We start from the raw sequence: 11,060 nt of genomic DNA, 5'->3' as shown, positions 1-11,060 counted from the left end.
CAGGGCGACGGTCGGCTGGTGCGGTCGGCCCGGCCCGGGGCGGGCTGCGGGCCGACCGGTCGCTGCGGGTGGGTCGGCGGCGGGCCGGCGGGAGTCAGGCATCGGCCGCGTACCCGACGCCGCGGTGGGTGCGGATCACGCTGGCCGGGCCCAGTTTGGCGCGGACCTGCGCCACGTGCACGTCCACGGTCCGGGTGCCGGCGTGCGCGGCGTACCCCCAGACACCGGCGAGCAGTTCCTCCCGGGTGAACACCCGGCCCGGCCGGCCATCAGGTGGGCGAGCAGGTCGAACTCGGTGGAGGTGAGCTGGACCGGGGCGTCGGCGGCGGTGACCGTCCGGCGGGCCGGGTCGAGGACGACCGGGCCGACCACCCGGGGCTGCTCTGCCCCGGCCGGCGCCCCGGCCGATCGGCGCAGCACCGCCCGGACCCGGGCGACCAGCTCGCGCGGGCTGAACGGCTTGGTCACGTAGTCGTCAGCGCCCAGTTCCAGGCCGACGATCCGGTCGACCTCGTCGTCCCGGGCGGTGAGGAAGATGACCGGGGTCCAGTCGCCGGCCTCGCGGAGCCGCCGGCAGACCTCCGTCCCGGCCAGGCCGGGCAGCGCGATGTCCAGCACGCACGCCACCGGGCGCAGCCGCCGCGCGGCGGCGAGGCCCCCGACGCCGTCCCGTTCCAGATGTACGCCGAACCCGTCCCGGGTCAGGTAGAGCCGGACCAGGTCGGCGATGGCCGGCTCGTCCTCCACCACGAGGACGAGCCCACGCTGCGCGGTGTCGGCGGTCACCGGCCCATGATTACCGACCGGCGGGCGTCCGGGACGTCCGGGGAACGTTCGGGTTCGGTAAGGACCCGGTCAGCGCACCGGCGCCGGGCGGAACGCGGCCGGCCGGGCGGCGAGCGGCGGCTCGCCGATGGTGGCGACCAGTCGCTCCGCGGGCGTCCGCAGGCGGGTACGGAAGGCGTGGTTGAGCAGCGCGTCGAGCTGCCAGACCTGCTTCGGGTGATGGGTCCGGATGAGGAACCGCTCGCGGGCCCCGTCGATCGCCGTGGCGGCCAGCTCGACGCTGTGCAGGCGCGGGTCCGGGCTCCAGGTGACGTTGCTCAGCTCGCGCAGCTCGGTGTTGAGGTGGAGCCGCAGCCGGTGCAGCACCCGGGTCTGCTGGGTGACCACCAGGCGGCGGTGGGTGAGGAGCATCAGGTAGTCGCCGCCGACCGGGTGGTCGGGGCGGCTGCACCGGGTGACCAGGATGGTGGCGTCGCCGGAGCCCACGCACCGGCGGAAGATCGGCATGTGCCGGCTGACCGTCTGGGTCGCCAGACCGGTCTCGGCGGCGGCCGGAAGGAACGTTCGGGAGAAGACGTCCATGCAATGTGCAACGACGGCTGACCAAGCGTGACATGGGTCACAGCAAATTTCTGGAACTTCCATCCGTGCAAATCGCACGCGGTGTCCGACATCGGGACCGCCGCCGGCCGGGGCGGCACCGGCCAGGGTCAGACCGGCAGGTCGGCGAAGAGCTCGCCGAGCCAGCCGGGGACGGCCGACGCGTACTCGGCGCGGGCCGGGTCGGTGGACCGCAACGCGCGCCGCCAGGAGAGCGACCGGCTCACCGTGGCCACCCGCATCGCCAGGCCCGCCACCTCGCGCAGCGTCGCCCGGTCGTGCCGGTCGGTCCACGCCTCCAGGTACGCGTCCCGCAGCCGGATCAGCGCCGGATCACCCGGGGCCAGTTCGCCGGCGTACGCCACCGAGCGCAGGGTGACCAGCAGGGTGCCGAAGGGGTGGGCGACCGAGGCGTCCCCCCAGTCGAAGAAGCGGTACCCGTCGTCGCCGACGAAGACGTTCCCGTCGTGCAGGTCGTCGTGCTGGACGGTGGCCGGCACGTCCACCTCGGCCAGTCGACGGCACACCGCCGCGAACTCCGGCCGGTACGCGCGCAGCCGCTGGTGCAGCTCCGGGGTGAGGCCGTCCGGCTCGCCGAGGAGCAGCGCCTCCTCGTCGTCCAGCAGCCGGTCGAACAGCTCGGGCATCAGCTCCGGCCGCTGGTCCGGCACGCCCCGGTCCAGCAGTCGCCGCGCGTGCGGGGCGACCGCGACCTGGAGTTCCGCGTACGCGGGCAACACCTGTGCCCAGTGCGTGACGTCCCGCTTCCCGGCCAGCGTGTCGCGCAGGCTCGGGCCCCCGTCGGGCAGCAGCGACCAGCCCCGCTCGACGTCCACGGCGATCGGGTCGAGCACCGCCCCGGCGCAGAGCCGGGGCAGCTCGGCCAGCAGCGCGGCCTCGTACCGGGTGCCGGGGTTGTTGGCCTTGAACCAGAACGGGCCGGCGTCGGTGGGCACCTGCCACACCAGCGACCAGGGCCGGACCCGGGACTCGACCGGGCCGGTCACCCGGTGACCGTGGGCGGCCAGCGCGTCACCGACCCAGGCGAGCGCGTCGTCGCGCCGCGGGTCGGTCGACCAGTCGCTGGCATCGGTGCGGGTCATCGTCACGTCCCGCAGAGTAGGGGTCGACCGGCCCTGCGGCGAGGCCCTTTCCGGGCCGGTCAACCGGGGCCCGGGTGGGGGCCGGTCAGAGGAGCTCGACGATGGTGGCGTTGGCCATGCCGCCACCCTCGCACATGGTCTGCAGGCCGTAGCGGATGCCGTTGTCCCGCATGTGCTGGAGCATGGTCGTCATGATCCGGGCGCCGGACGCGCCGAGCGGGTGACCGAGGGCGATCGCCCCGCCGCGCGGGTTGAGCCGCTCCGGGTCCGCCTCGGTCTCCGCCAGCCAGGCCAGCGGCACCGGGGCGAACGCCTCGTTCACCTCGTACACCCCGATCTCCTCGATGCCCAGCCCCGCGCGGCGCAGCGCCTTCGCGGTGGCCGGGATGGGGGCGGTGAGCATGGAGACCGGGTCGTCGGCGGCGACCACGGCGGTGTGCACCCGGGCCAGCGGGCGCAGCCCGTGCCGGCTGGCCCACTCGCTGGTGGTGACGGCGAGCGCCGCGGCACCGTCGGAGATCTGGGACGCGGACCCGGCGGTGACCACGCCGTCGGCCCGGAACGGGGTGGCCAGCTCGCCGAGCTTGGCCAGCGAGGTCTCCCGGCGGATGCCCTCGTCGGCGGCGAACTTCCCGCCGTCGGCGAGCGCCACCGGGGCCAACTCCGGGTCGAACGCGCCCGCGTCCTGCGCGGCGGCCGCCTTCTCGTGGCTGGCCAGCGCGAACTCGTCGAGCTGCGTGCGGGAGAAGCGCCAGCGCTCGGCGATCAACTCGGCGCCGACGCCCTGGTTGAACGGGAGCGGGGAGTCCTGGGCGACGCCCTCGACGCCCCGGTAGCGCTCCAGGATCTGGCCGCTGAACGGCACCCCGCCGGCCACGCTGGAACCCATCGGCACCCGGGTCATCGACTCCACACCACCGGCGACCACCAGGTCGGCCTGACCGGACAGGACGGTGGCGGCGGCGAAGTGCAGCGCCTGCTGGCTCGACCCGCACTGCCGGTCGACCGTGGTGCCGGGCACCGACTCCGGCCAGCCCGCGGCGAGCACCGCGTTGCGGGCGACGTTCCACGACTGCTCGCCGACCTGCGAGACACAGCCCCACACCACGTCGTCGACCTGGCCGGGCTCGATGCCGGTCCGCTCGGCGAGGGCGCGCAGCACGTGCGCCGAGAGGTCGACCGGGTGGACACCGGCGAGGCTGCCCTTGCGCCGGCCGACCGGGGTCCGTACCGCGCCGACGATGACTGCGTCACTCATGTTTACTCCCCGGTAACCTGGCTGCTCCCGATCCTACGTCGTCACCGGCCGGCCGTCCGCCCCCGGTTCCGTCGCGGCAGCGGGCCGACATCCCGGGCGGCTGGCATGCTGGGGCCGTGCGGTCACAGTCCTTCCCCGTCCACCAGTGGCGGGTGCCGGTGGTCCTGCCGGTGGCCAAGCTGGTCGGCGCGGTCGTCGTGCTCGGGCTCGGGCTGCTCTTCGCCGGTGACGACCGGGTCCAGCCGGTGCTGGCCGGACTGGCCGCCGCCGGACTGGCCGGCTGGGGGCTGCGCGACCTGGTGGCACCGGTCCGGCTGGCCGCGGACTCCGACGGGATCACCGTGGCCCACGGCTTCGCCGGGCACCGTCGACTGTCCTGGCCGGAGGTCGAGGCGATCAGGGTGGATCGGCGTACCCGCCGCGGGCTCACCGCCGAGACGCTGGAGATCGACGCGGGCGAGTCGCTGCACCTCTTCGGCCGGTACGACCTCGACGCGCCGCCGGCGAGGTGGCCGAGGCGCTCCGGGCGGCGCGGGCCGCCGGCCGGCGCGGCTGAGCAGCGGGTCAGCCGCCGGGCAGCATCCCGGTGCGGACCAGGGCCAGGCCGAGCAGCGCCACCAGGATGATCGCGCCGCCCGCGACCTGGAAGACGGTCCGCCGCATCCGCGGGGCGTACGCCAGGACCAGCGCCATCAGCGCGCCGGTGACCAGCCCGCCCAGGTGGCCGGCGATGGAGATGCCCGGCACGGTGAACGTGAAGACCAGGTTGATCACCAGGATCGGCAGGATCGCCGAGGTGTCCCGGCCCAGCCGCCGCATGATCACGAAGATCGCGGCGAAGAGGCCGAAGATGGCCGTCGACGCGCCGACCGCGGTGCTGTTGGGCGCGCTGAAGAGATAGACCGCCACGTTTCCGCCGAGCCCGGCGATCAGGTAGAGCGCCAGGAAGCGCAGCGGACCGAGCGCCGCCTCCAGCGTCCGGCCGAGCACCCAGAGCGCCCACATGTTGAGCAGCAGGTGCACCACGCCGTAGTGCAGGAACATCGCGGTGACCAGCCGGTACCACTGCCCCTCGGCGATGCCGCCGATCGTGCCGTCGGGGAGGATCGCCTGCCCCAGCACCGCCCCCCAGTCGGTCAGCGGGGTGCCGCCGCCCATCAGGCCGCCGAAGCCGGAGCCGCCGGCCGCCGCGTCCCCGCCCCGGTCCGAGGCGATGGAGAGCAGCATGACCAGCACGTTCAGCGCGATCAGCGTCTTCGTCACGTAGCCGTGACGGCCGGCGGCACCGCCACCGAAGGCGGTACGCGCCGGCCGCACGCTGCGACGTCCCTCGCTGACGCACTCCGGGCACTGGTGCCCGACCGACGCCTCCCGCATGCACTCCGGACAGATCGGCCGGTCGCACCGGCTGCACCGGACGTACGTCTCCCGGTCGGGGTGGCGGTAGCAGACCGGGGTGGTCGGCACCGGCCCGCCGGTCCCGTCACCCGCCTGCCCGGAGCGCTGAGTCATGCAGGCAAAGGTACCCGGGTGGTGCTCAGGACGGCTTGCGCTCGATCTCGACGCGCTCGATGACCACGTCCTGCAGCGGCCGGTCGCTCGGGCCGGTCGGGGTGTTCGCGATCGAGTCCACGACCTTCGCCGACTGCTCGTCCGCCACCTGACCGAAGATGGTGTGCCGGTTGTTCAGGTGCGGCGTCGGCGAGACCGTGATGAAGAACTGCGAGCCGTTGGTGCCCGGCCCGGCGTTCGCCATCGCGAGCAGGTACGGCCGGTCGAAGCGCAGCTCCGGGTGGAACTCGTCGGCGAACGTGTAGCCCGGGCCACCGCGACCGGTGCCGGTCGGGTCACCCATCTGGACCATGAAACCGCTGATCACGCGGTGCGAGATGGTGCCGTCGTAGTACGGCCCGCTGCCCGGCTGGCCGGTACGCGGATCGGTGTACTCACGGTTGCCCTCGGCCAGGTCGACGAAGTTGCGGACGGTCTTCGGCGCGTGGTTCGGGAAGAGCTCCAGCCGGATCGGGCCAGCGTTGGTGTGCAAGGTGGCGTAGACAGCCTCGGCCACGGGTACTCCTCACTCGTTGGTCAGTTCCATACGGATCCTCCCATGTGCCCGATCTGGCAGTGCGGAGGCATCCGAAGGTGGAGGATGACGGAGGAACAACTCCCAGGAGGTGGGACCGTGTTTGGAATCGGGCGACGAAAGACCCAGGGGCAGCTGGCCAAGGCCGAGCTGAACCAGGGCATCGGTCACCTGAGGCAGGCTGCCACGTACGCGGCGAAGGGTGCCGGCGCCACGGTCGGCCCGCGGGTCCAGGCAGCCCGGGGTGCCGTCGCGCCCACCGCGGTCATCGTGCGGGACCGCGCGTCGAGTGGTCTCGCCTCGACGGTCGCGGCGCTCGCGCCGCTGGTCCTGGCCGTGCGCAACGCGCAGGCCGAGACGGCGGGGAAGGCCGTCGCCGGCAGGAGGGCCGCCGCCGCCAAGCAGGTCGCGGTGAGCAAGAAGGTGAAGGCGAAGAACATGAAGGCCGCGAAGAAGAAGCAGAAGAAGTCCCGGGGCGGCATGATGACCGGGCTGTTGGCCGCCGGCACCGTCGCCGGCCTGGCCGGCGCGATGGCCATGCGCCGCCGCCGGGAGCAGCAGGAGTGGGCCGAGTACGACCCGACCGGCAAGCTGGACCCGATGCGGGAGGACGTGGACACCATCGTGGTGGAGACCCCGGACCCCAGCGCCAAGGTGACCGACGCCTCGGCGACGGGCGCCGGCAGCTCGACGGTGGCGAAGGGCGAGAGCGCCTCCACCACCACCCCCGGCCCCCCGCCGGTGATCCAGCCGACCGACCAGGTCCCCTCGGTCGCCGAGGGCGCCCGGGACGTCTCCGGCCGGCCCGCCGACGACGTCACCAAGGCCATTAACAACGGGAAGAACACCGCCAAGGCCAGCGGTCGCCGCTGACCGCGGGGTCACGGAAAGCGCCGGCGCGCGGGATCACCCCGCGTGGCCGGCGCTTCCGCTTGCCGGCCGCCGGCCGTCAGAGCCAGCCGTTGCGGCGGAACAACCGGTACAGCGTGAACGACGACGCCAGCATCAGCGCCCAGACCCCCGGATAGCCGTACGTCCATCCCAGCTCGGGCATGTACTTGAAGTTCATGCCGTAGATGCCGGCGATCGCGGTCCACACCGCGCCGATCGCGGCCCACGCGGCGATCTTGCGCATGTCGTTGTTCTGGTCGACGGTGACCTGGGCCAGCCGCGCCTGGAGGATCGAGTTGAGCAGGTCGTCGTAGGAGTTCACCTGCTCGACCGTGCGGCTGAGGTGGTCCTGCACGTCCCGGAAGTAGCGCCGCACCTCCTGCGGCACCTCCCGGTTGACCTGGGAGGTGAGGGTGAGCAGCGGACGCTGCAACGGCATCACCGCCCGCTTGAACTCCACCAGCTCCCGCTTCATCTGGTAGATCCGCTGGATCCGCCCGGTGCCCTGCCCGTCGAAGACGTCCGCCTCCAGCACGTCCAGGTCGTCCTCGAGCTGGTCGGCCACCTCCAGGTAGAGGTCCACCACCCGGTCGGTGATCGCGTACGCGACCGCCCACGGCCCGTGCAGCAGCAGGTCCCGCTTCGCCTCCAGGTCGGCCCGGACCGGGGCGAGCCGGCAGGCGTCGCCGTGCCGGACGCTGATCAGGAAGTTCGGCCCGATGAAGAGCATCACCTGACCGGTCTCGACCACCTCTGAGTTCTCGGTCAGCTCGGTGTGCTCGCAGTACCGGGCGGTCCGCAGCACCAGGAAGGTGACCTCGCCGAAGCGCTCCAGCTTGGGGCGCTGCTGGGCCTTGACCGCGTCCTCGACCGCCAGCTCGTGCAGCCCGAAGGTGGCGGCGATGGCCGTCATCTCGTCCAGTTCGGGCTCGTGCAGCCCCAGCCAGACGAACCCGTGCCGCTCCCGGCGGGCCGCCGCCAGGGCGTCGGCGTAGTTCCACTCGCCGGGCTGCCGCTCGCCGTCGACGTAGAGGCCGCAGTCCACGATCCCGCTGCGGCCGGGTCCGGCCGTTTCGGCGGTACGGGGGGAGCCGTCGGCGTTGAGCATGCGGGTCATCGCGCGTACCGGCGCGGCCCAGGCGCGCGGCCTGAGCACCCGGCCGCCGTTCTGCGCCGTCGGTCGGCCACGCTCGATCGGGTCGGTCATCCCTCGCCCCCTCCCACCGGTGCTGCTGCGGCTTGCAGGTTACGCCGCCGTCGGCGATCCGCCGCACGGTGAAGGGCCGCCCAGGCGGGCCGGGGCCGACGGACTGCGATCCGGCTCACGGCGCACCCGGCCGCCGCGTCCGGTTCGGGGCGCGGCGCGACCCGGTGACCGACCGGCGTGGGTGGGGCGCCGGGTGGGCCGGCCGCGTCAGGGGGGTGAGGGGCGACACGGCCCACCCGGCACCTTCGGGGGCGGGAGTTGTGCTGCGCGCGTCGGCGGCCCGGGCGGGGCGGGGGTGCCGCTTCCCGGACGTCGGACCGACCACCCGAAGAGGTGAACGACGCTCGCAGCATTGTGGGCCGCCGGCCGGCCCAGGGCGAGACCCGAGCCCGCCGGTATTCCCCAACTGTCGGGAACCCGACAGAAAATCAGGCGCGAACGGCTTCCATCGCCTCCGCCAGCCGGCGCACACCCTCGTCGATCCGGTCCACGGTCACCGCGGAGAAGGCCAGCCGCAGCGCGTGCCGGCCACCGTCGAGCACGAAGTCGCTCCCCTTCACCACCGCCACGCCCCGCTCGGCCGCGGCCGGCCCCAACCGGTCCACCTCGACGTCCTCCGGCAGCTCCACCCAGAGGAAGTAGCCGCCGTCCGGCTCGACGAACCGGGCCTCGGGGATGTGCCGGCGCAGCGACTCGGCGAGCACTTGGGCCCGCTCGCCGAGCGCGGTCGACACCTTCCCGATCGAGCGCTCGATGTCCCCGGAGACGCAGAACTGGTGCACGATCGCCTCGGAGACCATGCCGGGCGAGATGTAGAGGCTGGTCGCCTTCTTCGCGATGGCGGCGATCAACTCGGCCGGCCCGATCAGGTAGCCGACCCGGACGCCCGGGCAGACCGTCTTCGTGAAGCTGGAGGCGTGCACCACCACCCCGCGGCCGTCCATGGAGAGCATCGACGGCAGCGGCTCGCCCCGGAACCGGATGTCCGCGTACGGGTCGTCCTCGAAGATCGTGAACCCGTACTCGGCGGCCAGGTCGAGCAGCTCCCGGCGCTTCTCCAGGGACAGCGTCACGCCGGCCGGATTCTGGTAGTTCGGGATGACGTGCGCCAGCCGCGGCCGCACCCCGGACTCGAGCAGCTTGCGCAGCTCGGCGGTGTCCAGGCCGTCCGGCTGGATCGTCACGCCGTGGATCTCCCCGCCCATCTGCTGCAGGTTGAGCAGCGTCCGGTCGTACGTCGGACGCTCGACCACCACCGCGTCGCCCCGCCGGACCAGGTGGTCGAAGAGGAAGGCGTCGGCCTGCAACGAGCCGTTGGTGATCAGCACCTGGTCGGCCTCGACGCCGTGCTTCTCCGCGATCCACTTGCGCAGGGGCGGGTAACCGACGGAGGTGCCGTACGCCGTGATCCCGGCGGGGTCGGCGTCGAAGGCGCGGACGGCGGCGGCCTTGAGCCCCTCGACATCGACGATGTCCAGTGAGGGAGCGCCACGGGCGAAGGAGATCAGCTGCTCGGCGGTCATGCGCACGAGCCTAGGGCCTGGTCCGGCCGGTCCGACCGCCATACACGCGAAGTTCAGTATGCGGGCAGTCGAGCCGTCCACCTGGGTCGACGGAGATCCGAAACCGGCTCGCGAGCTGTCGCCCATCGGACCGTACGCTGGCTCCGATCGCAGGGCGGCCGGAGCATTGCAGGTCGCTGTCGGACCAGGACGAGGTGGTGGGCGCGTGACCCAGGACGGAACCGGTCAGCTCGACGACCAGGCCTTCGCGGAATGGCTGGCCGAGCGGGCGGGCGAGACGCTGACCGCGCTGCGGGCCCAGCGCGGCTTCGCGGACCCGGCCGCCCTCAAGGACGCCGGTGACCGGGCCTCGCACGAGTTGATGACGACCGCGCTGGCGCGGTGGCGACCCGCGGACGCGGTCCTCTCCGAGGAGGAGGCCGACGCCCGGCGGGCCTGGACGGCCGGGGAGGGGCCGGCCCGGCTCAGCGCCGACCGGGTCTGGATCATCGACCCGCTGGACGGCACCCGGGAGTTCTCCGAGGCCGGCCGGACCGACTGGGCGGTGCACGCCGCCCTCTGGCAGCGGTCGGCGGGCCCGGACGGCGGGCTGGTCGCCGGGGCGGTCGGCATGCCGGCGCGGACAACCTGGACGGTGGGCCGCTGGTCCTCGGCAATCGCTGCCCGACCCCGCCGGCGGTGGACGGGCCGCCGCGCATCGCGGTAAGCCGGAGCCGGCCGCCGGCCTTCGTCGGTGAACTCGTCGACCTGCTCGACGCCCGCGCCGTGCCGATGGGCTCCGCCGGGGTCAAGGTCTGCGCGGTGGTGACCGGCGAGGTCGACGCGTACGTCCACGCGGGCGGCCAGTACGAGTGGGACTCCGCCGCCCCGGTCGCCGTGGCGCTCGGCGCCGGGATGCACGCGTCCCGGATCGACGGCTCGCCGCTGCGCTACAACCGGGCCGACCCGCGCCTGCCCGACCTGCTGGTCTGCCGGCCCGAACTCGCCGAACGGCTGCTCGACGCGATCGCCCGTACCGGGGTCGAGATGCCCGCTTCGACCGTCACCGGCAGTGCCGGTAAGGCGTTCGGCTGAGTGTCACGGTACCCATGGCCCAGGTGACCGGGGGATAGTGTCGGGCGGGAAGCGTCTCCGACCTATCGCCCCGTGACGGGCCGCCGCCAGCCAGGGAGGGTCATGCCGGCCGAGCGAGACCAGCACAGCGTCGTCGGATCGTCCCAGCCGACCGGCCTCTGGCCGGGCCAGGACATCCCCCGCCAGCAGGGCGACCGGGCCCTGCCGTGGCCGGACTCCGGTGGCCCGGCACGGCCGCACGACGCCCGGTCGGCGCTGCCCTGGCCCGGTGCCGGGGAACCGGCCGGCCACCCCGTCGCCACCGACGTCCGCCCCGAGCGGGCGTGGCCGGACACCGACCACCCGGACGAGGCCGGTCCGGAGCCGCGGTGGGCGGACCCCGGATACCCGCCGGTGGAGACCGCCGCGACCCCGCGTGGCCGGGCGACACCGGGTCCGTCCCGCCGGTGGCGGGCGGTCCGGATCAGCGGTCGCCCGGTGCGGCGCCGCCCCCCGCCCCGCCCGGCTTCCCCCGCCGTCGCTGGCGGTTGGC

General features: G+C 73.8%; 8 protein-coding genes and 4 pseudogenes. 4 read left to right on the top strand and 8 right to left on the bottom strand.

The genetic code is table 11. The features are described 5' to 3' along the window. Positions 1-94: 94 nt before the first annotated feature. The 4 genes and pseudogenes from JNW87_RS27100 to JNW87_RS27085 form a co-directional block, all read right to left on the bottom strand. A pseudogene (locus JNW87_RS27100) lies at positions 95-786 on the bottom strand (response regulator). A 69-nt stretch (positions 787-855) separates the two neighbouring features. Continuing rightward, positions 856-1,368, bottom strand: coding sequence for a hypothetical protein (locus JNW87_RS27095; protein ID WP_109805235.1), 513 nt, complete (start codon positions 1,366-1,368; stop codon positions 856-858). A 128-nt stretch (positions 1,369-1,496) separates the two neighbouring features. Continuing rightward, positions 1,497-2,489 (bottom strand): phosphotransferase, encoded by a 993-nt coding sequence (locus JNW87_RS27090; RefSeq protein ID WP_238454656.1) that lies wholly within the window; start codon positions 2,487-2,489, stop codon positions 1,497-1,499. Between the two features lie 85 nt (positions 2,490-2,574). Further along, entirely contained in the window at positions 2,575-3,747 is a 1,173-nt protein-coding gene (locus JNW87_RS27085) for an acetyl-CoA C-acyltransferase (protein WP_109805234.1), read from the bottom strand. 116 nt (positions 3,748-3,863) lie between these two features. Here JNW87_RS27085 and JNW87_RS27080 point away from each other — a divergent pair. Further along, positions 3,864-4,303 (top strand): annotated as a pseudogene (locus JNW87_RS27080) (PH domain-containing protein). Positions 4,304-4,311: 8 nt separating this feature from the next. On the opposite strand, the gene JNW87_RS27075 reads toward JNW87_RS27080, so the two are convergent. Beyond that, positions 4,312-5,259: a rhomboid family intramembrane serine protease gene (locus JNW87_RS27075; protein ID WP_109805233.1), complete on the bottom strand. Its 948-nt coding sequence runs from the start codon at positions 5,257-5,259 to the stop codon at positions 4,312-4,314. A gap of 25 nt (positions 5,260-5,284) precedes the next feature. Next, on the bottom strand, positions 5,285-5,815 hold the full coding sequence (locus JNW87_RS27070; RefSeq protein WP_109805232.1) for a peptidylprolyl isomerase: 531 nt from the start codon (positions 5,813-5,815) through the stop codon (positions 5,285-5,287). 84 nt (positions 5,816-5,899) lie between these two features. Between JNW87_RS27070 and JNW87_RS27065 the strand changes: the two genes are divergently transcribed. Continuing rightward, the gene (locus JNW87_RS27065; RefSeq protein ID WP_109805231.1) at positions 5,900-6,706 is read left to right on the top strand and encodes a hypothetical protein; all 807 of its coding nucleotides are present in this window, start codon (positions 5,900-5,902) and stop codon (positions 6,704-6,706) included. Between the two features lie 76 nt (positions 6,707-6,782). Here the strand turns inward: JNW87_RS27065 and corA are convergent, their stop codons facing one another. Continuing rightward, complete coding sequence (gene corA, locus JNW87_RS27060; RefSeq protein ID WP_375373547.1) at positions 6,783-7,841, bottom strand: magnesium/cobalt transporter CorA; 1,059 nt, start codon at positions 7,839-7,841, stop codon at positions 6,783-6,785. Positions 7,842-8,359: 518 nt separating this feature from the next. After that, complete coding sequence (locus JNW87_RS27055; RefSeq protein WP_109805225.1) at positions 8,360-9,454, bottom strand: PLP-dependent aminotransferase family protein; 1,095 nt, start codon at positions 9,452-9,454, stop codon at positions 8,360-8,362. Between the two features lie 205 nt (positions 9,455-9,659). Here JNW87_RS27055 and JNW87_RS27050 point away from each other — a divergent pair. Both JNW87_RS27050 and JNW87_RS27045 read left to right on the top strand, forming a co-directional pair. Beyond that, positions 9,660-10,528, top strand: a pseudogene (locus tag JNW87_RS27050) (3'(2'),5'-bisphosphate nucleotidase CysQ). 102 nt (positions 10,529-10,630) lie between these two features. Continuing rightward, positions 10,631-11,060 (top strand): annotated as a pseudogene (locus JNW87_RS27045) (hypothetical protein); the annotation flags it as partial.

This window comes from Micromonospora sp. ATA51, from assembly GCF_016802855.1.
GTDB lineage: Bacteria > Actinomycetota > Actinomycetes > Mycobacteriales > Micromonosporaceae > Micromonospora > Micromonospora sicca.
Note: the sequence above shows the minus strand (reverse complement) of the source record. Positions and strands in the feature narration are given on the sequence as shown.